This window comes from Streptomyces sp. NPDC111520 (assembly GCF_055635295.1).
Genome location: NZ_JBVKBW010000001.1, coordinates 94085 through 117591, shown reverse-complemented (window position 1 = coordinate 117591; position 23507 = coordinate 94085). Strand labels below are relative to the sequence as shown.

Sequence of the window (23507 nt, the reverse complement as noted above, 5' to 3'; positions counted from 1 at the left end):
CACAGCCTGTGCGCCTGACGCACGGACGGCCCGCAGCGGCTCCCGCGCACCCGGCGGGCCGCCCTACCGCGCGAAGTGCGCGGTCAGCGCGTCGAGGACGGCCCGGATGGCGGGGGAGGTCCAGCGGCCGCGCCGGCGGACGAGCTGGACGGGCACGTCGGGGAGGTGGGGGCCCGTGACGGCGGTGAGGGTGCCCTCGCGCAGGGCGGTGCGCACGGTGGCGCGGGGGAGGACGCCGAGGCCGAGGCCCGCGGCGACGCAGTTGCGGGCGGCCTCGCTGCTGCCGAACCGGGTCAGCCGCGGCCGGGCGTCGTGGACGGCGTCGTGGACGGCGAGGAGCTCGCGGGCGACGCGGTCGCTGTAGGAGCAGCCCTCCTCGTGGAGGAAGAAGGTCTCCCCGGCGAGGTCCTGCCAGGTGAGCGGCCGGCCGGACACCGCGAGCGGGTGGTCCGGGGCGGCGATGAGGACCAGCGGTTCGGCGGCGAGCGGCCGGGCGGTCATGTCGGGCAGGGCGACCTGGTCCTCCAGGAGCAGGGCGGCGTCGAGCCGTCCGGCCCGCAGCCCCTCCACGGCCGCCTCGGTGCCCGCCGGGTGGAGGTGGACGTCGATGCCGGGGTGGGTGCGGCGCAGGGCGGCGACGACCCGGGGCACGTGCGTCAAGCAGAGCGTGTCCCCCGCGCCGAGGACGACGGTCCCTCCGGAGCGGGCGTCCCCGGCCGCCGTGCCGCGCAGGCGCGTCTCCGCCTCGAGGACGTCCTCGGCCTCCGCCACCAGGCGCCGTCCGGCGCCGGTGAGCCGGGCGCCGCGCGGCATGCGGTCGAAGAGCCGTACGCCCAGTTCCTTCTCCAGGGACTTGATCTGCGCCGTGACGGTGGACTGCGACAGGTGCAGCTCGGCCGCCGCGCCGGTGAAGTTCCCCGTCCTGGCCAGGGTGAGGAAGGTGGTGAGCAGTCGGGTGTCCACGGCCCGACCGTAGCGGCTGCGATCGGTGCCATCAATCGAAGCGATGAAGAACCATCGTTTCCTTCGATGACACCCGGTGTGGCAGCGTGGACGGCATGACCACCGGAACCCGTACCGACGTGCTGCGCTACACCGCCTTCAGCTCCGACCCCGCGGGCGGCAACCCGGCCGGCGTCGTCCTCGACGCCTCGGGCCTCGACGAGCGGCGCATGCTCGCGCTCGCCGCCGAGGTCGGCTACTCCGAGACGGCCTTCGTCACGGCCGCGGACCCCGCCCGCCGCCGGTTCGCCGTGCGCTACTTCAGCCCCCTCGCCGAGGTCGACTTCTGCGGCCACGCGACCGTCGCGACCGCCGTCGCGCTCGCGGAGCGCGTCGGCCCCGGCGAGCTGGTCCTCGACACCCGGGCGGGCGAGATCCCGGTGCTCACGGCCGTCGACGGGGACGGCAGGACGCGCGCCACGCTGACCAGCGTGCCCACCCGCTCCCGCCCGGCCACGGACGCCGAGGTGGACCCGGCGCTCGCCGCGCTGGGCTGGGCGCGGGACGAGCTGGACCCGGCGCTGCCGCCGCACGTGGCCTTCGGCGGGGTCCACCACCTCGTGCTGGCCGCCGCCCGCCGGGCCCGGCTGGCCGACCTCGCGTACGACTTCGACGGCCTGGCCGCGGTGATGCGCCGCCACGGGTGGACCACGGTCCACCTGGTCTGGCGGGAGGCCGAGGACCGATTCCACGCCCGCGACCCCTTCCCGGTGGGCGGGGTCGTCGAGGACCCGGCGACCGGCGCGGCCGCCGCGGCGTTCGGCGGTTGCCTGCGGGAGCTCGGGCTGGTGCCGGAGGCGGCCCGGGTGGTGGTGCGGCAGGGCGAGGACATGGGCCGCCCGAGCGAACTGGTCGTGGACGTCGACCCCCGGGACCCGCGGGTACGGGTCACCGGCCGGGCGGTCCCCCTGGCCGCGCCCGGGGCGGCGGAGGCCGCGCCCGCAGTCACGGCGCCCCGGGCTGTCTGATCCAGCCGATGGAGCGCTCGACGGCACGCTGCCAGTTCTCGTACTCGGCCTCGCGGCGCCCGGGGTCCATGTCGGGCAGCCACTGCCCGGCGCGGTGCCAGTTGTTCCGCAGCACCTTCAGGTCCGGCCAGTAGCCGGAGGCCAGGCCGGCGGCGTAGGCGGCGCCCAGGGACACGGTCTCGGCGACCATGGGCCGGACCACGGGGACGTCGAGGACGTCGGCGATGAACTGCATGAGCAGGTTGTCCGCGGTCATGCCGCCGTCGACCTTGAGCTCCTTCAGCCCGATCGAGGAGTCGGCGTTCATGGCGTCGACGACCTCGCGGGTCTGCCAGCCCGTGGCCTCCAGGACGGCCCGGGCGAGGTGCCCCTTGGTGATGTACGAGGTGAGGCCGACGATGACCCCGCGGGCGTCGCTGCGCCAGTGCGGGGCGAACAGACCGGAGAAGGCGGGCACGATGTAGCAGCCGCCGTTGTCCTCGACGGTGCGGGCGAGGGTCTCGATCTCCGGGGCGCTGCTGATCAGCCCGAGGCGGTCGCGGAACCACTGCACCAGCGAGCCGGTGACGGCGATCGAGCCCTCCAGGGCGTAGACCGTCGGCTGGTCGTCGATCTTGTAGGCGACGGTGGAGAGCAGTCCGTGCCGCGACCTGATCATCTTGGAACCGGTGTTGAGCAGCAGGAAGCTGCCGGTCCCGTAGGTGCACTTCGCCTCGCCGGGCGAGAAGCAGGTCTGGCCGAAGAGTGCCGCCTGCTGGTCGCCCAGGGCGGCGGTGATGCGGACCCCGGGCAGGACGGTGCGGGCCGCGCCGTAGTTCTCGGCGGAGGCGTGGATCTCCGGGAGCATCGCGCGGGGGACGCCGAAGAAGTCCAGCAGGTCCTGGTCCCAGGTCAGTGAGCGGATGTTCATCAGCATGGTGCGGCTGGCATTGGTGGCGTCGGTGATGTGCAGGCCGCCGTCGACGCCGCCGGTCAGGTTCCAGATCAGCCAGGTCTCCATCGTCCCGAAGAGCAGCTCGCCGTCGCGGGCCCGCTGCTCGAGCCCCGGCACCTCGTCGAAGAGCCAGCGGATCCGCGGCGCGGAGAAGTAGGTGGAGGGCGGCAGGCAGCAGCGGTCCAGGAAGAAGCCGTCGCCGGGGTCCTTGCGCAGCCGCTCGACGAGCGGCGCGGTACGGGTGTCCTGCCAGACGATGGCCCGGCCCAAGGGCACGCCCGTCCTCGGGTCCCACAGCACGGTCGTCTCCCGCTGGTTGGCGATGCCGATCGCGGCGACCTCGTCCGCCGCGATCTCGGCCGAGGACAGCGCCTGGGGCACGATGCGCTCGAGGTTGCGCCAGATCTCCAGGGCGTCGTGCTCGACCCAGCCGGGCCGCGGGAAGTGCTGCTGGTGTTCGCGCTGGGCGACCGACACCAGGCGGCCCCGGTGGTCGAAGAGGATGCATCGGGTGGAGGTGGTGCCCTGGTCGATGGACAACACATACCGTTCAACCATGTTCGGGGCCTGCTTTCCGATGCTTTCCGTTGCTTTCGTCGCGTTCGCCGTGTCCTTGGTGTCCGGGGCGGTGTCCGGGGCGGTGTCCGGGGCGCGGGCGGGCCTCACCAGCGGGCGGCGCCCAGGTCTCTGGAGATCGCCCGAGCGGCCTCGCGGAGCAGCGTGACCAGGGACGCCAGGGGGCGGCCCTTGGTGTCGCAGATCCGCTCGACCGGGCCGGACAGGCCGATCGCGCCCACGACGAGGCCGCCCGAGCCGCGGATCGGCGCCGAGACCCCGGCCTCGCCCATCGACATCTCCTGCACCTCCGCCGCCCAGCCCTGCTCGCGGACCTCGGCCAGGGCCCGCGACAGGTCCTCCGGGACCACCAGGGTGTGCCGCGTGTACGCCTCCAGCTCCTCCTTCAGCAGCGGCTCCAGCGGCGCCGCTCCGTAGGCCAGCAGGATCTTGCCGAGCGAGGAGGCGTGCAGCGGCAGCAGCGCTCCGACGTCGAGGGTCTGCAGGCTGTCGTCGGGCCGGAAGACGTGGTGGACGACGAGGACCTGGCCCTCCAGCGGGGTGCCCAGGCGCACCGCCTCGCCGCTGCGGGCGGCCAGGGCGTCGGCCCAGTTGATCGACCGCGACCGCAGTTCGTTGACGTCCAGGTAACTGGTGCCCAGGTGCAGCAGGGCCGCCCCGAGCTGGTACTTCCCGGTCGCCGGGTCCTGCTCGACGAAGTCCACGTGCTGGAGGGTCCGCAGGATGCCGTGGGCCGTGCCCTTCGCCAGCCCGAGGGAGGCGGCCACCTCGCCCAGCCCGAGCCGGCGGGGACCGCCGGCCAGGAGCCTGAGGATCGCCGCCGCCCGTTCGATGGACTGGAGCGGGCCGGCCATACGTCGATGCTATCCCCGGCAACGGCGATGGGCATCAGCGCGTTTCCGCAGGTCGTTCGGCCTGCGAAGGCGGCGTTCGACAATGACGACCCCGATTCATTGACCCGCGATGCCCCGTCTCGGAAGCTTTCGTCCAGGTCCGGGAGTCCACCCGGCAGGACTCCCCCGGGAGGAGGACACCATGGCGGCAGAGCCCGAGACGATGTCGCAGCGCGAGGACGTGCACGTCTGCGCGCTGTCGCACATCCCGGGTGCCCTGTCCGTCGTGCGCCGACGGGTACGGGGCGTGCTGGCGGACTGGGAGCTGTGCCCGGAGGTCGCCGAGGACGCGCTGCTGGTGATCTCGGAGCTCACCACGAACGCGATCGTCCACGCCGACGGCCCCGCCTCCCTGCGCATCTGCTGGACCGAGGTCGACGGGCACAGCGCCCTCCACATCGAGGTGACCGACGCGGGCCCGTCGGCCCGTCCGTGCCTACCGGGGGGCTCCACCGACCCCGACGAGCACGGCCGGGGCCTCGGCATCGTGGGCGCCCTCTCGACACGGCACGGCATCCGTGCCGACTGCGCGGGGGTCACCCGCTGGGCGGACCTGGTCACCGCCTGAGCCGCCGCCGGCGGGGCAGTACCGCCGCCCGGGCCCGGAGCGGGCGGCGGGTCGTTCCGCGCGCCGCGCCGGGAGCGGGCTTACGGTGCCGCTCATGGCACTGAGCATTCGCAACCAGATCGACGGCAAGGTCGCCTCGGTGGTCCCGGGCGAGGTGATGGCCGTGGTCACCGTCCGCCTCGACGGCGGGGGGCCGGACTTCACGGCGGCCGTGACGGCCGAGGCCGTGCGGGAGCTCGGCATCATCCCCGGGGGCGGGGTGACGGTGCTGATCAAGGCGACGGAGGTGTCCTTGGCGACGGCTCCGGTGCGCGGGATCAGCATCCGCAACCGGATCCCGGGGACGGTGACGGCCGTGACGGCGGGTGGGGCGGTGGCGACGGTGCGGGTGGCGTTCGGGGGCGGTCGTGAGCTGACGTCCGTGATCACCCGGGAGGCCCTGGAGGAGCTGGGGGTCGCCGAGGGTGCCGACGTCGTGGCGCTGGTCAAGGCGACCGACGTGTCCCTGGCGACCTGAGCGGGCGGTGCCCGCCGGGGCCCTAGCCGAGGTACGCGGGCGCCAGTGCCGCCGTCATCATGCGGCGGGCCGAGCCGGTGCCGTCGGCGGGCACCGTCCACAGGTCCGCGCCGAAGTCCCCGGAGAGGGCGTAGACGAGCGTGTGGTCGTCGCGCCAGACGACCTGGTCGTCGACGCTGCGCCGCTCGGCGAGCGGGGTCTCGCGCATGGTGGCCAGGTCCAGGACGTACAGCCGCCACGGAGCGTCGGGGGAGAGGCCCGCGACGCGCTTCTTGAAGACCAGCCGGGTGCCGTCGGGCGAGAGCGAGGGGCACTCGACGTTCTCGCGCAGCGTCCGCACCGAGCGGTCCGCGACGTCGCCGCGGACGAGGTAGGTGCGGCCGGCGGTGCCGAGGGTGGCGTAGAAGTGGGTGTCGTCGGAGTAGGTCACGCCCCAGAAGTTGACGTCGGCGGCGTGGTAGGGCCGGCCGTCCTTGGTGATCCGGAAGTCCTCGAGGTTCGTCACCAGGGCCCAGGTTCGGGTGTCCAGGACGGACGTGCGGGTGGAGAAGTTCGTGCCCGCGTAGGAGTCGCCGCCGACGAACACCGTCCAGGCGACCATGCGCCCGCTGGGCGATACGCGGGCCCGGGTCGGGATGCCCGCGAGGGGGAAGCTGCGCAGCTCGTGCAGCCGGGCGTCCAGGACGACGGCACGGTAGCTGTCCTGGACGGCGCCCTTGACCGACTGCAGGCAGATGCCGGTGCCGGCGGCCGCGTGGAAGCGCAGGCACTTGACGTCCGAGGCGGTGCGCGCGGCCCCCGGGCTGCCGGCCGGGACGGTGGCCAGTTCGTCCCGGTGCGGGCCCCAGGCCATGTTGCGGAACACCATGCGGGGCGCGTCCGGCGCCAGCGTCACCGTCCCGGACGTGACCGCGGGGCCGCCGGCCTGCGGGCGGTCCTTCTCCGCCGCGCGGTCGGCGGCGCGCAGCACGGAGACGGCGGCGACGGCGGCCAGCGCCGCCACGGCGGCGAGCAGCACGAACAGACGGCTGCGGGTGTTCATGGGGGGCCTTTCCTCGGGGGGGCTTAGGAACTCGGCGCCGGACGCAGGTACACGGCGCAGACCGCGCACACCGTCAGTGCCAGCGCGGCGGCGGTGAGGGCCGTGCGGTCGCCCCAGGCGGTCCAGGCGGCGCCGAAGGCGAGGGAGGCGGCGAAGCGGGCCGTGGCCTGCCCGGTCTGGACGAGGGCGAGCCCGGCGCCGTGCAGTTCCTCGGGTACGGCGGTGGACGCGGCGGCCATCAGCACCCCGTCCGTGGCGGCGTAGAAGGCGCCGTGCAGCAGCAGGACGACGTACACCGGGCCGTGCGCGAGCAGCAGCCCGTACGCGGCGAGCAGGGCCACGTGCCCCGCCAGGAACATCCGCCAGCGGCCCATCCGGTCGGCCAGCCGCCCCAGCGGCATCGCGAGCAGCAGGAAGGCCGCCGCGGTGCCCAGGGGGAGCAGCGCGAACCAGCGGTCGGGGACGCCGAGCCGGTGCTGGAGCAGCAGGTAGACGAAGGAGTCGCTGACCGTCGACAGGCCCAGCAGCGTCGCGCACACCGTCAGCCGCCGCACGTCCCGGCGGCGCAGCAGCGCCAGGGAGGCACGCAGCGTGGGCCGGGGCGAGTCCGCGGACGCGGGCACTTCGGCGGTGGGAGCCCCGCCGCGGCCGCCCGGCACGAACAGCAGCAGCACCAGCACGCCCACGGCGGCCACGCAGGAACTCACCGTGAAGACGGCGTCGTAGCCCTCGGCGGCCTGCCGCAGGATCAGGAAGGCCACCAGCGGCCCCAGCAGCGCCCCGGCGGTGTCCATGGCGCGGTGCACGCCGAAGGCCCGCCCGCGCGTCTCCGGCGCGGAGGACAGCGAGATCAGCGCGTCCCGCGGCGCGGTGCGCAGGCCCTTGCCGGTGCGGTCGACGGCGAGGACGGCACCGATCAGGGGCAGGCTGTGGACCAGCAGCAGCGCGGGCTTGCACAGCGCCGACAGGCCGTAGCCGACGGCCGCGACCGCCTTGTGCCGGCCGCCGCCCCGGTCGGCGAGGTGGCCGCCGGCCAGCCGCACCAGGGCGCTGAAGCCGTTGTAGACGCCGTCGAGCAGACCGAAGCCGAGGGGGGAGAGGCCGAGTCCGGCGACGAGGTAGAGGGGGAGCACCGCGGTGACCATCTCCGACGACACGTCGGTGATCAGGCTGACGGTGCCCAGGACGAGGACGGTGGGGGCGACGGCGGTGGCCCGGGGTCCGGGACGCGACGCGTCCCGGACCCCGGTGCCGGCTCCGCCGCGGCTGTCCGCGACGTACACCGGCCTCAGCTCGCCCAGATTCCGGTGATGTCCGAGGCGGAGGCGGCGTTGCCCGCGTGCGTGCTCAGACCCGCCAGGTCCTCCAGCGTGCGGAGCACGTTGTAGTGGTTGTAGGTCGTCGCGGACGACGAACCGGCCTTGACCGGCTGGCCGTACAGCACGGTCGCGATCTTGTTGCCGCTCAGCCGGTTGTCCTCGTCGAAGGTGACGACGAGCAGGCTGTTGTGGGTCTTCGCCCAGGTCGCGTAGGCGCCCAGCTTGTTCTTCAGCCACGTGTCACCGGTGGAGACCGAGCAGTCGTGCATGTCGCTGCACAGGTTCGGCGTGACGAAGGAGACCTTGGGCAGGGTGGTGAAGTCGGTCGGGAACTGCGCGAAGGTCTTCGCCGTCGAGGTCGGGACGTTGCTGAAGGCGAACCACGGGTTGTGCTTGCGGGCGTAGGTGCCGCTGCTGCAGGTGGTCGAACCCTGGCTCGGCAGCGTCTCGTTGTAGCTGGCCCAGCTCTTGCCGGCGGCGATCAGCTCGGAGGCCAGGTTGGGCTTGGAGCTGAAGCCGGGGGTGTAGCAGCCGTCGTCGGTGACGCCCTGGTTGCCACCGGAGAAGATCTGCAGGTAGTTGGGCTGGCTCGGGTGCGTGACGCCGTACGACTGCGTCAGGTTGGCGCCGCCGGCCTTCAGGGTGTTGTTGATGTAGGGGGCGCTGGAGCTCCCGATGACCTGGTTGTAGGCGTGGTTCTCGAACATCACCACGACCACGTGGTCGGGGTTCGGGACGCTGCCGGCCGCGTGGGCGGTCTCGGAGCCGCCGAGCCCGGCCCACAGGCCGAGGGAGGCGGCGGCGACGCCGAGGACGGACGTGAGGGCGGTGACGGTGCGACGGGGGCGGGGCAGGGACCAGCCGGACACGGCGGACCTCCGTGAAGGGGGGACGGGGAGTGGCGCCGCGCCAGGTTAGGAGGGGGACGTGGACGCCCGAAGCACCGCCGAAGTGAAGGTCCGGGGAACGGTCCCTACGTTTTGGATCTTGAGGTCAAGCACAGGTAAAAGGCCCGGGGAACGCGGATTCGCGTTCCCCGGGCCCTTGCTGTCAGGCCGTCACTTGACGTACGTGATGCCGTCCGTGGTGATCGCCGGGCGGCCGGAGGTGCCGACGACGACGATCTTCAGCGTGTGCTTGGCACTGGTGGTCCACGCCTTGGACCAGATCGTCTGACGGTAGGCGGTGGTGGAGGACTTGAGGTCCACCGTGGCCGTCTTGACCCCGTCGACGTAGACGTACGCCTGGCCGGAGGTCGAGGCCCGGGAGACCACCCAGCCGACCGAGCGGCCGGTGAACGTCCAGGTCAGGCTGGCGTTCTTGGAGGACGAGGTGAGCGACTTGCCGCCGAGGTAGCTGCTGCTGCTCTTCGCCGACCACGTGCCGGTCTTCGTCGCCGAGGTCTCCTGAAGGATCGCCGCCGTGCGGCTCACCGAGGCGGTCGTGTAGTTGCCGGCCGCGTCGGTGGCCTTCAGGCCGTACGTGACCGCGGTGTTCACCTTGCCGGTGGTGCTCCACGCCGTGGTGGTCGGGCCGAAGGTCGCCGTGCTGGGGGCGGTCGCCGCGACGCTCTTGAGCGCGCCGCTGTCGGTGGCCTTCCAGGTCACGGAGACCGGCACGGAGGTGCTGGACACCGTCGCGTTGCGGATCTTCACCGAGGGGGCGGTGGTGAACGTCGGCTTGGTCGTGTCACCGACCACGCTGTACGAACTCGCGGACGTCGCGGTCTTGTTGTTGTTGTGCACCGCCCGCACGGCCACCGTGTGCTTGCCCGCGGCGACCGTGATCGGCGCCGAGAGCGCGGTGGACTTGGCGGTGGCCGCGACCTTGCCGTCGACCAGGACCTCGAACCGCTTGATGACGGCCGTCGGCGTGGTCTCCTTCCAGGCCACCGTCGCTGTGCCCTTGGTGTAGTACGAGGAGCCGGAGAGCGTGGCGCCGCTGACGCCGTTGAGCGTCGGTGCGGCCACGCCGGCCGCGTACGAGCGGATCGTGGCCAGCTTGTCGTACAGGTTCTGGCCGGGGCAGGCGGTCGCGAAGCCGTCGCGGTGCCCGGAGATCGGGTTGAACGTGTACGACTTCTTGTAGACCCACGGCGGGCTGTCCTCCGCGCCCTCGACCAGGGTCTGCGACTTGGTGCCGGGGTTGGGGTTGATCCCGTACTGGCCGAGCTTCCAGGCGGACAGCGCGGCGATCGAGCCGAGCATCTTGGAGGAGATCGGCGTGGCCGGGACGCCCTTGATGACCTGGAAGGTGCCGATGGCGGCGATGCCCCAGCTGCGGGTGTTGAAGCCGTAGGTCTGCGCGCCGATGACCGGCAGGTCCAGGCCGCCGAAGCGGCCCTCGAAGATGGTGCCGCACTTGTCGACGAGGGCGTTGTAGCCGATGTCGCGCCAGTCCTGCGACAGGTGGTAGGCGTAGATCCAGCGCACGATCGAGGCCGAGTCGGCGCAGTCGTAGTCGGCGGCCGTGTCCGTGTGGTGGACGAAGACCACGTTCACCTTGTCCGCGTAGGGCGGGTCCCCGGCTTCGCGCTTGGACTCGTCGGCGCCCCAGTCCTTGCGGAGCTTGATTGCCGGCTTGGCCACGGTGGAGGCGGGAGCGGTCGGCCGGGTCGAACTCGGCGACGGCGAGGTGGAGGTGCTCGCGGACGTGCTCGGTGTGGCGCTCGCCGAGGCCGAGGAGCCGGCCGGCGGGGTGCTCTCCGGCGCCGAGGTCGACGGGACCGCGGTGTCGTCCGAGGAGGAGACGTCAGGATCCGGCGTGGCCGAGTCGGCCGGCGTGCCGGTCGCCGAGGGATCGGCGGGCGGGGTCGTGGTCTCCTCGGCGTCCGCCGCGAAGGCGACGGGCGCCATCGCGACATCGTTGCCGCTCTTCTTGGCGTCGCCCACCAGCTCCAGCTGGAGGCCCTTCGGGAGGGTGCCCGAGGCGCCGTCCTCCGACGCGACCTTGAGCTCGACGCCGTTGGAGAGGCCCACGTACAGCGGGGCGGAACCGCCCCGGGTGGCGCCCTCGGTCTTCGGGTCCGGTGCGTCGTCGTAGTGCGGGTCCACCGAGTGCCAGTCGGACCACTGGCCGGTCTTCACCGAACGGGTGCGCACCTGGACGGTTCCGTCCAGCTCGGTGCGCGGGTCGTCCCACGTCACGCCGAGCAGCCCGAAGGTGTCCGTGTCGCGCTGCGCCACGGTGCGCTCGCCGCCCTCGCCCTTGAGGTCGACCGACTGCACCGCGCTGGGAACAGGCCCCTTGGAGGGTGCCGACGAGGCGGTCCCCTCCGGGCCGCTCGCCACGGACGCGGCGGTGATGACACCGGCGCCTCCGAGTACGACCGCCCCCACCGCGAGCCAGGCACGCCCGCGCAGACGTATTCGCCGCATGTTCTCTTCCCCGCCCCGTCCCACCCCTGGATCCCGTGGGCACCGTTGGTTGATGGTTTAAACCTCTGAATCAGCAAGGCTTTATACCAGAAGGACCTGAGCACCCTCACACCGCCGGACGATCACCCTGAAAGCGGGCATACCGCCAGGTAACAGAGCCGGGGCCGGGTGGATACTCTCTCTAGGGCGGATCGGGCCGGCCGGGAGCACCGGGAAAGGCGGGCGGCGTGCTGGAAGGGCGACGGGACACCAGGTTCGGGAGGCTGCTGCGGCACGGCTTCAGCGACGCCGTGGCCGCCGAGGCGCTGCTGGGCGGCGAGCAGCTCGCCGAGGTCCGCAGCGACCCGGTCCTGCTCGACGCGCTGGGCGCCACCGCCGACCCCGACCAGGCGCTCGCCTCACTCGTACGGCTCGTCGAGGCCCTCGACCCCGGGGAACGGCGGACCCTCCTCGACACGCTCACCACGGCCAAGCCGCTGCGCGACCGGCTGCTCGGGGTGCTGGGCGCCTCCGTCGCCCTGGCCGACCACCTGACGCGGCACCCGCTCGACTGGCACGCCCTGGTCACCTACGAGCACGCCGACCTGCACCCGGGCACCACGGAGTTCGAGCGCGGACTGGCCGGGGCCGACGACCCGCAGTCGCTGCGGGTGGCCTACCGGCGCTGCATGCTGGGCATCGCCGCCCGCGACGTGTGCGGCACCAGCGACCTCGTGCAGACCGCGGCGGAGCTCGCCGACCTCGCGACCGCGACGCTGCGCGCCGCCCTGGCCATGGCCGAGGCGGAGGCGCCGGGCGACGCCGCACTGTGCCGGCTGGCGGTGATCGGCATGGGCAAGTGCGGCGGCCACGAGCTCAACTACATCTCCGACGTCGACGTCATCTTCGTGGCCGAGGCCCGCCCCGACGCCGAGGAGGCCAAGGCGCTGCAGGCCGCCACCCGGCTGGCCTCGCACATGATGCGGATCTGCTCCGACACCACCGTCGAGGGCAGCATCTGGCAGGTCGACGCCAACCTGCGTCCCGAGGGCCGGCGCGGCCCGCTGGTGCGCACCCTCTCCAGCCATCTGGCCTACTACAAGCGCTGGGCCAAGACCTGGGAGTTCCAGGCGCTGCTCAAGGCCCGCCCGGTCGCCGGCGACCCGGCGCTGGGCCAGGAGTACGTCGAGGCGCTGTCGCCGATGGTGTGGCAGGCCGCCGAGCGCGAGCACTTCGTCCAGGACGTCCAGGAGATGCGGCGCCGGGTCGTGGAGAACATCCCCGTCGCCCACCTGGACCGCGAGCTGAAGCTCGGCCCCGGCGGCCTGCGGGACGTGGAGTTCGCGGTGCAGCTGCTCCAGCTGGTGCACGGCCGCACCGACCCGTCGCTGCGCAGCGGCACCACCCTGACCGCGCTGTCCCAGCTCGCCGCCGGCGGCTACGTGGGGCGCGCGGACGCGGCGGCGCTCGACACCTCGTACCGCTTCCTGCGGACGATGGAGCACCGCATCCAGCTCCACAAGCTGCGCCGCACCCACCTGGTGCCGGAGGACGCTGCGGACCTGCGGCGGCTCGGCCGCTCCCTGGGCTTCCGCGCGGACCCGGTCACGGAGCTGCAGCGGGAGTGGCGGCGGCACGCCCGCGAGGTCCGCCGCCTCCACGAGAAGCTCTTCTACCGTCCGCTGCTCGACGCGGTCGCCCAGCTCGCCCCCGGCGAGGTGGGCCTGTCCACGGACGCGGCCAAGCAGCGCCTGGAGGCGCTCGGCTACGCCGATCCCGCCGCCGCCCTGCGCCACCTGGAGGCGCTGGCCTCGGGGGTCAGCCGCAAGGCCGCCATCCAGCGGACCCTGCTGCCGGTGCTGCTCGGCTGGTTCGCCGACTCCGCGGACCCCGACGCGGGACTGCTGGGCTTCCGCAGGGTCAGCGACGCCCTCGGCCGCACCCCCTGGTACCTGCGGCTGCTGCGGGACGAGGGCGCCGCCGCCGTCAACCTCGCGCGGGTGCTGTCCTCCGGGCGGCTCGCCCCGGACCTGCTCATGCGGGCCCCCGAGGCGGTGGCCCTGCTCGCCGACGACGAGGGCCTCCAGCCGCGCACCCGCGGTGCCCTGGACCAGGAGGTGCTGGCCGCGGTCCACCGCGCGGACACCGCCGAGCAGGCCGTGGCCGCGGTCCGCGGGGTGCGTCGCCGCGAGTTGTTCCGCACCGCGGCCGCGGACCTGGTCGGAGTCCACCGCGACGACCCCGACGCGATCGGCGCCGCCCTCACCGACCTCAACGCCGCCGCCGTCACCGGTGCCCTGCAGGCCGCGGTCAACGCCGTCGAGGCGGCCGACGGCGAGCCCCTGCCGACCCGGTTCTCCGTCATCGGCATGGGCCGCTTCGGCGGGCGCGAACTGGGCTACGGATCGGACGCGGACGTCCTGTTCGTCCACGAGCCGTACGAGGGGGTCGACGAGCACCGGGCCGCCAAGGCCGCGCTCAAGGTCGCCAACGAGCTGCGCCGGCTGCTGCAGATCCCCACCACCGACCCGCCGCTGCTGATCGACGCCGACCTGCGCCCCGAGGGCAAGAGCGGACCGCTGGTGCGCACCCTGGGCTCGTACGCCGCCTACTACCGTCGCTGGTCGCTGGTCTGGGAGAGCCACGCCCTGCTCCGCGCCGAACCGGTCGCCGGCGACGAGGACCTGGGCGCCCGCTTCATCGGCCTCGTCGACCCGCTGCGCTACCCGGCCGAGGGGCTGCCGGAGGAGGCGGTGCGCGAGATCCGCCGGCTCAAGGCCCGCATGGAGTCCGAGCGGCTGCCGCGCGGCGCGGACCCGACCACCCACGCCAAGCTGGGGCGGGGCGGGCTCAGCGACGTCGAGTGGACGGTGCAACTGCTGCAACTGCGGCACGGCGCACAGGTTCCCGGGCTGCGGACGACCCGGACCCGGCCGGCGCTGGCCGCGGCCGCGGCGGCGGGACTGGTGCCCGCCGAGGACGCCGAGGTCCTGGACGCCGCCTGGATCCTGGCCAGCCGGATGCGCAACGCCGTCATGCTCGTCCGGGCCCGGGCCGGCGACACCTTCCCCGGCGACGGCAAGGAACTGGCCGCGGTGGGGCGCTACCTCGGCTACGAGCCGGGGCACGTGGGCGACATGGTGGAGGACTACCGCCGGGCCACGCGCCGGGCCCGCGCGGTGGTCGAGCGCCTCTTCTACGGCACGTAGCCGGAGGACGTCACGGCCCGGCTAGGCCGTGGCGACCCTGACCTGGCGCGGCAACCGGTAGGCGAGACCGCCGTAGACGGCCCAGGAGGCGGCGAAGCCCACACCGAGGCAGAGGGTGCCGCCGGCGGCGTCCAGCCAGAAGTGGTTGGCGGTGGAGACGATGACGAGCAGGGTGACGACCGGGTAGAGCACCCCCAGCACCCGCACCCACGCCCGCCGCGCGAGCATGGCGACGGTGATGCCGCACCACAGCGACCAGCCGATGTGCATCGACGGCATGGCCGCGTACTGGTTGGAGACGTGCGCCAGGTCGCCCGAGGCCATCGACCCCCAGGTGTGGTGGATCTTCACGGTGTCGACGAAGCCGCCGCCCTCCATCAGCCGGGGCGGCGCCAGGGGGAAGAAGTAGTAGCCGAGCAGCGCGATGCCGGTCGTCACGAACAGGACGAGCCGGGTCGGCGCGTAGCGGCCGGGATGCCTCCGGAAGAGCCAGACGAGCACCGTCAGGGTGACGACGAAGTGGAGGGTCGCGTAGTAATAGTTCATCCCGACGATGAGCCACGTTACGGAGTTCACGGCATGATTGAGCGCGTGCTCGAAGCCGAGCCCGAGGGACCGCTCCAGGTCCCAGACGTGGCTGGCGTTCCGCATGGCGTCGTCCTGCTGCTCGGGCACGGCGTTGCGCACCAGCGAGTAGATCCAGTAGCTGATGGCGATCAGCAGGATCTCGAACCACAGCCGGGGCCGGCGTGGTGCCAGTAGTCCGTTGCCCGTCGTCGCTCCATCGGGGTCACGGGAATCGATGGAGCGCGGTGGTACGCCGTCACTGCGGTGGGCCATGATCTTCGCGGTCGATTCCCCCATGGGGCGATAGTCTGCCATGCGGTCCGGTGCCGCCCGATCAACCCCCGGTGGGATTCTGTGCATCCCGCGTACGCCTCCCGGCCGACTGCTGTACGGGTACGGCTGCCCCCGCCTTGGGACCTGATGCCGTCGAACCGCGTACGACCAGTTCGGGCAGGAAGACGAACTCGCTGTGCGGGGCCGGGGTACCGCCGACCTCCTCCAGCAACGCGCGCACCGCGGCCTGGCCCATGGCCGTGACCGGCTGCCGGATGGTGGTCAGCGGCGGATCGGTGAAGGCGATCAGCGGGGAGTCGTCGAAGCCGACGACCGAGACGTCGCCGGGGACGGACAGCCCCTGCTGCCGTGCCGCGCGGACGGCGCCCAGCGCCATCATGTCGGAGGCGCACACCACGGCCGTGCAGCCCGCTTCGAGCAGGCCGGCGGCGGCCGCTTGACCACCCTCGAGGGTGAACAGCGAGTGCTGGATGCGCTCGGCCGCCTCGTCGGCGGGTATGCCGAGCACCTCCTCCATGCTGCGCAGGAAGCCCTCGATCTTGCGCCGCACGGGGACGAACCGCTTGGGCCCGACCGCGAGGCCGATGCGCTCGTGGCCGAGCGCCGCCAGGTGGGTGACGGCCAGACGCATGGCACCGCGGTCGTCGGGCGAGACGAACGGCGCCTTGATCTTGGCGGAGAAGCCGTTGATCAGGACGAACGGCACGCCCTGGCCGTGCAGCCGGTCGTAGCGCGCCACGTCGGCGGTGGAGTCGGCGTGCAGGCCGGAGACGAAGATGATCCCGGCGACGCCGCGTTCGACGAGCATCTCGACGAGTTCGTCCTCGGTCGAGCCGCCCGGCGTCTGGGTGGCCAGCACCGGCGTGTACCCCTGCCGGGTCAGGGCCTGCCCGATGACCTGCGCGAAGGCCGGGAAGATCGGGTTCTCCAGCTCGGGCGTGATCAGCCCGACCAGGCCCGCGCTGCGCTGGCGCAGCCGCACGGGCCGTTCGTACCCCAGCAGGTCGAGGGCGGCCAGCACGGACTGACGGGTGGCGGCGGAGACACCTGGCTTGCCGTTGAGGACACGGCTGACCGTCGCTTCGCTCACCCCCGCCTGGGCTGCGATGTCGGCAAGCCTTGCGGTCACAGGATTGGACTGTACCGGTCGCATCTCAGATCGCCCACCAGATGCACGAATCAGCCGGAAGACGGACGGATCCGCCGGTGGGCGCCACGGGCTCGGAGGAGAGCACCGGCCGCCCCGGAACGGGCAGTTGGACCGGCTCCGGAGTGACGTTGACGGTGCACACCAGGCCGGGGCGGGAGAACGCCAGCACCCCCTCGGGGGCGTCCAGCCAGCGCATCGGCCCGTCGCCGAGGCCCGGCAGCTCACGGCGCAGCCGCAGGGCCGAGCGGTACAGCTCCAGCGTGGAGCCGGGGTCGCCGGTCTGCGCCTGCACGCTGAGCCCGCCCCAGCCCGCGGGCTGCGGCAGCCAGCTGCCGGCCGGGCCGAAGCCGTGGCTGGGGCCGTCGGTGGTCCACGGGATGGGCACCCGGCAGCCGTCGCGCAGCCCGTCCTGGCCGTTGTCCCGGAAGAAGGAGGGGTCCTGGCGGACCTCGTCGGGCAGGTCGGTGACCTCTGGCAGGCCCAGTTCCTCGCCCTGGTAGACGTAGACGGAACCGGGCAGCGCCAGCATCAGCAGGGCCGCGGCGCGGGCCCGGCGCAGCCCGGCCGCGCCGTCGCCGTAGCGGGTGACGTGCCGGACCACGTCGTGGTTGGAGAGCACCCAGGTGGTGGGGGCGCCCACGGAGACGGTGGCGGCGAGGGACTCCTCGATCACCGCGCGCATCGCCCCGGCCTCCCACGGGCACTGCAGGAAGTGGAAGTTGAAGGCCTGGTGCAGTTCGTCGGGGCGGACGTACAGCGCCATGCGCCCGGCGTTCGGCGCCCAGGCCTCGGCGACGCCGATGCGCTCGGCGGGCAGGCCCTCCGGCCGGGGCCCGCGGGAGTAGGAGTCGAGCAGCCGGCGCCAGGAGCGGTGGATCTCGTGGACCCCGTCCTGGTCGAAGAAGGGCAGCACCTGGGAGCCGATCATCTTGACCTGCTCCTTGCGGCCGATGTCGGGCAGGCCGGCCGCCTTGACCATGCCGTGGGCGACGTCGACACGGAAGCCGTCGACGCCCAGGTCGAGCCAGAAGCGCAGGACCGCGTCGAACTCCTCCCGGACCTCCGGGTGGTCCCAGTTGAGGTCGGGCTGCTCGGGGGCGAACAGGTGGAGGTACCAGTCGCCGTCCCCGACCCGGGTCCAGGCGGGACCGCCGAAGACCGACTCCCAGTCGTTGGGCGGCAGTTGACCGTGCTCGCCCCGGCCGGGGCGGAAGTGGTAGCGCTCGCGGGCCGGCCCCCCGCGCCGGTCCGTGAGCGCCGCCCGGAACCACGCGTGCCGGTCGGAGGTGTGGTTCGGGACGATGTCGACGATCACCCGCAGGCCCAGCTCGTGGGCGGTGCGGATGAGCGCGTCGGCGTCCGCGAGGGAGCCGAAGAGGGGGTCGACGCTGCGGTAGTCCGCCACGTCGTAGCCGCCGTCCGCCTGGGGGGAGGCGTAGAAGGGGGTCAGCCACACGGCGTCGGCGCCGAGTTCCGCCAGGTAGGGCAGCCGGGCCCGGATGCCGGGCAGGTCGCCCACGCCGTCGCCGTCGCCGTCGGCGAAGGAGCGTACGTACACCTGGTAGATGACGGCGCTGCGCCACCAGCCGGGAGCGCGCCCCTCGGGGGCGGCCGGGGCCGCGTCGGTCGCGTCGGTCGCGTCGTGGACGACGGGGGCGAGCTCTTGGGTCATGTCGGTCCCTCGGGAGTCGGCGCCGGTCCCTGCCGATGATTCCGATCCACCGCGTGATCGGCAATGCCTTTCAGAAATTTGCGGAAGATCGCGTAACGGCTTCCAGGACGGTGAGCGTCCCATGGCGCGTCTCCCGTCTGCAACTGTGAGGACACGCAGATGTAACGATCGGAAGATCTTGCAAGTCTTTGCAGCAAGGTCTTTCGTCGGGCTTTCTTCCCTGTTACGTTCCTCGACAGCCCGGCGGCCGCAACGGCGCAGTCGGCAGGGGGGACGCGGTGACGCGCCCCGCACCATCACGGGCTTTCATCCTGGAGGAGATCACATGCGGCGTGGCATAGCGGCCACCGCGCTGGTTGCGGCGCTCGGGCTCGCGGCGACGGCTTGCGGCGGCGACGACGGCGGCAGTGACAAGGCCGGCGGTCCCGTCACCATCACCTGGTGGGACACCTCGAACGCGACGAACGAGGCACCGACCTACAAGGCCCTGATCGCGGACTTCGAGAAGGCGAACCCGAAGATCAAGGTCACGTACGTCAACGTGCCCTTCGACCAGGCGCAGAACAAGTTCCAGACCGCCGCCGGCAGCAAGGGCGCCCCGGACGTGGTCCGCGCCGAGGTCGGCTGGACCGCCTCCTGGGCGAAGTCCCAGTTCCTCGCGCCGCTGGACGGCACCCCCGCGCTGGCCGACCAGGACGACATCAACCCGTCCCTGCTGAAGCAGGCGCAGTACGAGGGCAAGACCTACGGTGCGCCGATCGTCACCGACACCCTCGCGCTCATGTGGAACAAGGAGCTGCTGAAGAAGGCCGGCTTCGACAAGGCCCCCGCCACCTGGGACGAGCTGAAGGCGGTCGCCAAGGCCGTCAAGGCCAAGGACAAGGTCGACGGCTTCTGGCTCCGCGCCGACTCCTACTACGAGCTGCCCTTCCTCTTCGGCGAGGGCACCGACATGGTCGACGCCGCATCGAAGAAGATCACGATCAACTCGCCCGAGGCCGTCAAGGCCGTCGACGTCAGCAAGTCCGTGCTCGCCGCCCCGGGCGTCCACAAGCTCGACGTGACCGCCGACGCCTACGCCCACATGCAGGACGCGTTCATCAACGGCAAGGTCGCCATGATCGTCCAGGGGCCCTGGGAGCTGACCAACATCTACAAGGGCGCGGCCTTCTCCGACAAGGCCAACCTGGGCATCTCCGCCGTCCCGGCCGGCTCGACCGGCAAGGCGGGCGCCCCGACCGGCGGTCACAACCTGGCCGTCTACGCCGGCTCGGACAAGGCCCACCAGGAGGCCGCGCAGAAGTTCGTCGGCTTCATGACCTCGGGGAAGACCCAGGCGCAGATCGCGCTGAAGAACGGCACCCTGCCGACCCGCACCTCCGCCTACACCGCCGAGGTCAAGGCCGCCCCGGGCGTCGCCGAGTTCCAGGACATCCTGGCCAACGTCGCCCGCCCGCGTCCGGAGCTCCCGGAGTACAGCTCGCTCTTCGCCGACTTCGGCACCGACCTGACCAGCATCCTGCAGGGGAAGACCGACACCCAGAAGGGCCTGGACCAGACCGCCGAGTCCTACCGGAAGCTCGTCAAGGACTTCCAGTAAGGCAGCCGTGAGCCGTCCGGTCCGCCTCCCCGAGCGGGGGGCGGGCCGGACGGCCCGCCCGCGTCCGCAGGCCTGGCCCCCGGCCGTGCGGCGCGGCCGTACCACCCTCTGCGAACCTCTCGAAAAGGTGCCGAAGATGACCGTCGCCGTCCAGGGCGGGACCGGGAAGACCCAGCGTGGCCAGGCGCCGCGCCCCGGTCCGTTCAGCCGCATCCGGCAGTCGTACAACCGCAACTGGTATGCCTGGGCCATGGTGGCGCCGGTGGTCGCCGTCATCGGCCTGCTGGTGCTGTACCCGCTGGTCCGCGGCGTCTACCTGTCGCTGACCGACGCCAACAGCCAGAACGTCGGCCGGACGATCGGCGTCAACGAGATCCCGGACTCCTTCTCCTGGGTCGGCCTCGACAACTACACGGAGATCCTCTCGGGGGGCGACCACCAGTTCTGGCCGCACTTCACCTGGACCATCCTGTGGACGGTCGTCTGCGTCGCCCTGCACTACGGCCTCGGCCTCGGCCTGGCCATGCTGCTGAACCGCAAGCTCCGCGGCCGCACCTTCTACCGGCTGGTCCTGATCCTGCCGTGGGCCGTCCCGACCTTCGTGACCGTCTTCTCCTGGCGGCTGATCCTCGCCGACGACGGCGGCATCCTGAACACGGTCCTGCACTCGCTGCACCTGCCGACGCCCGCCTGGCTGAGCGACTCCTTCTGGCAGAAGACCGCCGCGATCATGGTCAACACCTGGGTCGGCGTGCCCTTCATGATGGTCTCGCTCCTCGGCGGCCTGCAGTCGATCCCCTCCGAGCTGTACGAAGCGGCCGAGATGGACGGCGCCACCCCCTGGCAGCGGTTCCGCTACGTGACGCTCCCCGGCCTGCGCTCGGTGAGCAGCACGGTGATCCTGCTCGGCATCATCTGGACCTTCAACCAGTTCGTCGTCATCTTCCTGCTGTTCGGCGCGAACGCCGGGCAGGACGCCCAGATCCTGGTGACCTGGGCCTACCGCCTCGGCTTCGGACAGGACCCGCGCGACTACGCCGGCTCCGCCGCCTACGGCGTGATCATCCTGTCCATGCTCATCGTCTTCGCCTCCGTGTACCGGCGCTGGCTCGCCCGCTCCGAGAACCCGGCCGCCTGACGGCCGCCCCGGCCAGGACATCCGTCATGACGCAAGAGAGGGCAGCCACCCCCATGAGCACCACCGCAGACCTCCCCGCCGCGGGGGCCACCGAGGGCGCCGGCCCGGCCACCGCCACCGCCCGCGCCGCCACGCGCCGGCGCACCGGCCGCGGCGAGCGCGGCCGGGGCCCCTCCGTGCTGATCCACGGCGTACTGATCACCGCGAGCTTCATCGCGGCGTTCCCCGTGCTGTGGATCGCCTGGGTCTCCTTCGGCCCGGACAAGACCGACTTCCTGCACCCGGCCGACATCGCGGGCAAGTTCAGCTTCGAGAACTACACCAAGGTCCTCGGCGACACGAACTTCCTGCAGTGGTTCCTGAACTCCATGATCGTCGCCCTCGGCACCTGTGTGCTGGGCGTGTTCATCGCCGCCAGCGCCGGCTACGCGGTCTCCCGGATGCGCTTCCCCGGCCACCGGCAGCTGATGTGGACCTTCCTGGTGACCCAGATGTTCCCGGTCGCCATCCTCATGGTGCCGCTCTACAACATCCTGGCCGACCTGGGCCTGCTGGACACGTACTGGGCGCTCATCCTGGTCTACTGCACCACCGCCGTGCCGTACTGCGCGTGGCTGCTCAAGGGCTACTTCGACACCATCCCGCAGGAGATCGACGAGGCCGGCCGGGTCGACGGCCTCTCCCCGTTCGGCACCTTCTACCGGCTGATCCTGCCGCTGGCCCGGCCGGGCCTGGCGGTGGCGGCCTTCTACACCTTCCTCACCGCGTGGGGCGAGGTCGCCTACGCCTCGGTCTTCATGCTCGGCGAGGACAAGTACACCCTCGCCGTCGGCCTCACCACCTTCGTCAGCGAGCACGACAACCAGTGGGACCTGATGGCCGCCACCTCCGTGCTCATCGCCGTCCCCGCGTCGGCCTTCTTCTACGTCGTCCAGCGGCACCTGGTCACCGGCCTGACCGCCGGCGCGGCCAAGTCCTGACCGTACGAACCGGGGTGCCCGGCCCGCGGGCCGGGCACCCGGCCTCGCCCCCTCGCCGCACGAGCAACCACTTTTCCAAGGGATCACCATGACCCAGTACCTGGCGGACTCCACCCGTCACCCCCACTCCTGCGACCAGGGCGCGGCCACCGCGGACTGGTGGAGAGAGGCGGTCATCTACCAGGTCTACCCCCGCAGCTTCGCCGACGGGAACGGCGACGGCATGGGGGACATCCCCGGCATCCGCGAGCGGCTCCCGTACCTGCGCGACCTGGGCGTCGACGCCGTCTGGCTGAGCCCCTTCTACGCCTCCCCGCAGGCCGACGGAGGCTACGACGTCGCCGACTACCGGGCCATCGACCCGATGTTCGGCACCCTCCACGACGCGGACGGCCTGATCCGCGACGCCCACCGGCTGGGGCTGCGGATCATCGTCGACCTCGTCCCCAACCACTCCTCCGACCAGCACGAGTGGTTCAAGCAGGCACTGCGCGAGGGCCCCGGCTCCCCGCTGCGGCAGCGCTACCACTTCCGCCCCGGCAAGGGCGGGAACGGCGAACTGCCGCCCAACGACTGGGAGTCCGTCTTCGGCGGGCCGGCCTGGACCCGCGCCGCCGACGGCGAGTGGTTCCTGCACCTGTTCGCGCCCGAGCAGCCCGACTTCAACTGGGAGCACCCGGCCGTCCAGGACGAGTTCCGCTCGATCCTGCGCTTCTGGCTGGACATGGGCGTCGACGGCTTCCGCATCGACGTCGCGCACGGCCTGGTGAAGGCCGACGGCCTGCCCGACATCGGGGCCCACGAGCAGCTCAAGCTGCTTGGCAACGATGTCCTGCCCTTCTTCGACCAGGACGGCGTCCACGAGATCTACCGCTCCTGGCGGCGCATCCTCGACGAGTACCAGGGCCGGCGCATCGCCGTCGCCGAGGCCTGGACCCCCACCGTGGAGCGGACCGCCAACTACGTCCGCCACGACGAACTGCACCAGGCCTTCAACTTCCAGTACCTGGGCACCAAGTGGGACGCCGGCGAGCTGCGCGAGGTCATCGACCGCTCCCTGGACGCCATGCGCCCGGTCGCCGCGCCCACCACCTGGGTGCTGTCCAACCACGACGTCGTCCGTCACGCCACCCGGCTGTCCGCCGACCAGAGGACGTACGACCTGCGCCGGGCCCGCGCCGCCTCCCTGCTGATGCTGGCGCTGCCCGGCTCCGCGTACGTCTACCAGGGCGAGGAACTGGGCCTGCCCGAGGTCACCGACCTGCCCGACGAGGCCCGTCAGGACCCGGCGTTCTTCCGCGCCGCGGGCCAGGACGGCTTCCGCGACGGCTGCCGCGTCCCGATCCCGTGGACCACCGAAGGCCCCAGCCACGGCTTCGGCAGCGGCGGCAGCTGGCTGCCGCAGCCCGAGGGCTGGGCGGAGCTCAGCGTGGCCGCGCAGACCGGGGACCCGGCCTCCACCCTGGAGCTGTACCGCTCCGCCCTGCGGCTGCGCCGCGAGCGCGACGGCCTGGGCGCCGGCGAGTCGGTCCAGTGGCAGGACGCCCCGCGGGGCGTGCTCTCCTTCCGCCGGCCCGGTTTCGCGTGCACCGTCAACACCACGGCCGGGCCGGTGACGCTGCCCGCGCCGGGCGCGCTGCTGCTGGCCAGTTCCCCCGTGGAGGTCACGGCGGACGGGGTCGTCGTCCCGGCCGACACGACCGTCTGGTGGGCCGTTTGACG

At 72.5% G+C, this 23507-nt stretch carries 18 protein-coding genes; 8 read left to right on the top strand and 10 right to left on the bottom strand.

What is annotated here, in order from left to right; all coding sequences use genetic code 11:
• Nucleotides 1–63 precede the first annotated feature (63 nt).
• Nucleotides 64–963, bottom strand: coding sequence for a LysR family transcriptional regulator (locus ACZ7MY_RS00515; RefSeq protein WP_499598248.1), 900 nt, complete (start codon nucleotides 961–963; stop codon nucleotides 64–66).
• Nucleotides 964–1058: 95 nt separating this feature from the next.
• Here ACZ7MY_RS00515 and ACZ7MY_RS00510 point away from each other — a divergent pair, with 95 nt between their 5' ends.
• The gene (locus ACZ7MY_RS00510) at nucleotides 1059–1970 is read left to right on the top strand and encodes a PhzF family phenazine biosynthesis isomerase (RefSeq protein WP_499598246.1); all 912 of its coding nucleotides are present in this window, start codon (nucleotides 1059–1061) and stop codon (nucleotides 1968–1970) included.
• Here ACZ7MY_RS00510 and glpK read toward each other — a convergent pair.
• Together glpK and ACZ7MY_RS00500 are read right to left on the bottom strand one after the other, a co-directional pair.
• Complete coding sequence (gene glpK, locus ACZ7MY_RS00505) at nucleotides 1948–3462, bottom strand: glycerol kinase GlpK (RefSeq protein ID WP_499598244.1); 1515 nt, start codon at nucleotides 3460–3462, stop codon at nucleotides 1948–1950. The genes ACZ7MY_RS00510 and glpK overlap by 23 nt on opposite strands.
• A gap of 104 nt (nucleotides 3463–3566) precedes the next feature.
• The gene (locus ACZ7MY_RS00500) at nucleotides 3567–4334 is read right to left on the bottom strand and encodes an IclR family transcriptional regulator (protein WP_499598241.1); all 768 of its coding nucleotides are present in this window, start codon (nucleotides 4332–4334) and stop codon (nucleotides 3567–3569) included.
• A 181-nt stretch (nucleotides 4335–4515) separates the two neighbouring features.
• On the opposite strand from ACZ7MY_RS00500, the gene ACZ7MY_RS00495 reads away from it, so the two are divergent.
• Nucleotides 4516–4941, top strand: a complete 426-nt coding sequence (locus ACZ7MY_RS00495; protein ID WP_499598239.1) for an ATP-binding protein — start codon at nucleotides 4516–4518, stop codon at nucleotides 4939–4941.
• Between the two features lie 94 nt (nucleotides 4942–5035).
• On the top strand, nucleotides 5036–5458 hold the full coding sequence (locus ACZ7MY_RS00490; RefSeq protein WP_499598237.1) for a TOBE domain-containing protein: 423 nt from the start codon (nucleotides 5036–5038) through the stop codon (nucleotides 5456–5458).
• Nucleotides 5459–5480: 22 nt separating this feature from the next.
• On the opposite strand, the gene ACZ7MY_RS00485 is transcribed toward ACZ7MY_RS00490, so the two are convergent.
• The 4 genes from ACZ7MY_RS00485 to ACZ7MY_RS00470 form a co-directional block, all read right to left on the bottom strand.
• On the bottom strand, nucleotides 5481–6500 hold the full coding sequence (locus ACZ7MY_RS00485; protein WP_499598235.1) for a TolB family protein: 1020 nt from the start codon (nucleotides 6498–6500) through the stop codon (nucleotides 5481–5483).
• A 23-nt stretch (nucleotides 6501–6523) separates the two neighbouring features.
• Nucleotides 6524–7783, bottom strand: a complete 1260-nt coding sequence (locus ACZ7MY_RS00480) for an MFS transporter (RefSeq protein WP_499598233.1) — start codon at nucleotides 7781–7783, stop codon at nucleotides 6524–6526.
• Nucleotides 7784–7788: 5 nt separating this feature from the next.
• On the bottom strand, nucleotides 7789–8688 hold the full coding sequence (locus ACZ7MY_RS00475; RefSeq protein ID WP_499598231.1) for an alkaline phosphatase family protein: 900 nt from the start codon (nucleotides 8686–8688) through the stop codon (nucleotides 7789–7791).
• 189 nt (nucleotides 8689–8877) lie between these two features.
• A complete protein-coding gene (locus ACZ7MY_RS00470) occupies nucleotides 8878–11196 on the bottom strand; it encodes an N-acetylmuramoyl-L-alanine amidase (RefSeq protein WP_499598229.1) in 2319 nt (772 codons plus the stop codon).
• A 227-nt stretch (nucleotides 11197–11423) separates the two neighbouring features.
• Between ACZ7MY_RS00470 and ACZ7MY_RS00465 the strand changes: the two genes are divergently transcribed.
• Nucleotides 11424–14384, top strand: a complete 2961-nt coding sequence (locus ACZ7MY_RS00465; RefSeq protein WP_499598226.1) for a bifunctional [glutamine synthetase] adenylyltransferase/[glutamine synthetase]-adenylyl-L-tyrosine phosphorylase — start codon at nucleotides 11424–11426, stop codon at nucleotides 14382–14384.
• A gap of 21 nt (nucleotides 14385–14405) precedes the next feature.
• Here the strand turns inward: ACZ7MY_RS00465 and ACZ7MY_RS00460 are convergent, their stop codons facing one another.
• Genes ACZ7MY_RS00460 through ACZ7MY_RS00450 form a run of 3 tightly spaced genes read right to left on the bottom strand, consistent with a single transcriptional unit; the run spans nucleotide 14406 to nucleotide 18067 of the window.
• The gene (locus ACZ7MY_RS00460) at nucleotides 14406–15248 is read right to left on the bottom strand and encodes a phosphatase PAP2 family protein (protein ID WP_499598224.1); all 843 of its coding nucleotides are present in this window, start codon (nucleotides 15246–15248) and stop codon (nucleotides 14406–14408) included.
• Between the two features lie 37 nt (nucleotides 15249–15285).
• Nucleotides 15286–16374, bottom strand: coding sequence for a LacI family DNA-binding transcriptional regulator (locus ACZ7MY_RS00455; protein ID WP_499598221.1), 1089 nt, complete (start codon nucleotides 16372–16374; stop codon nucleotides 15286–15288).
• Between the two features lie 25 nt (nucleotides 16375–16399).
• The gene (locus ACZ7MY_RS00450) at nucleotides 16400–18067 is read right to left on the bottom strand and encodes a glycoside hydrolase family 13 protein (protein WP_499598219.1); all 1668 of its coding nucleotides are present in this window, start codon (nucleotides 18065–18067) and stop codon (nucleotides 16400–16402) included.
• Nucleotides 18068–18392: 325 nt separating this feature from the next.
• On the opposite strand from ACZ7MY_RS00450, the gene ACZ7MY_RS00445 reads away from it, so the two are divergent.
• From ACZ7MY_RS00445 to ACZ7MY_RS00430, 4 genes are all read left to right on the top strand, one after another.
• Complete coding sequence (locus ACZ7MY_RS00445; RefSeq protein ID WP_499598217.1) at nucleotides 18393–19667, top strand: extracellular solute-binding protein; 1275 nt, start codon at nucleotides 18393–18395, stop codon at nucleotides 19665–19667.
• Nucleotides 19668–19803: 136 nt separating this feature from the next.
• Nucleotides 19804–20805 carry a carbohydrate ABC transporter permease gene (locus tag ACZ7MY_RS00440; RefSeq protein ID WP_499598216.1) on the top strand — a complete coding sequence of 334 codons (1002 nt, stop codon included), beginning with the start codon at nucleotides 19804–19806 and terminating at the stop codon, nucleotides 20803–20805.
• A 53-nt stretch (nucleotides 20806–20858) separates the two neighbouring features.
• Nucleotides 20859–21785 (top strand): sugar ABC transporter permease, encoded by a 927-nt coding sequence (locus ACZ7MY_RS00435; RefSeq protein WP_499598214.1) that lies wholly within the window; start codon nucleotides 20859–20861, stop codon nucleotides 21783–21785.
• A gap of 88 nt (nucleotides 21786–21873) precedes the next feature.
• A complete protein-coding gene (locus ACZ7MY_RS00430; protein WP_499598211.1) occupies nucleotides 21874–23505 on the top strand; it encodes a glycoside hydrolase family 13 protein in 1632 nt (543 codons plus the stop codon).
• Nucleotides 23506–23507 lie beyond the last annotated feature (2 nt).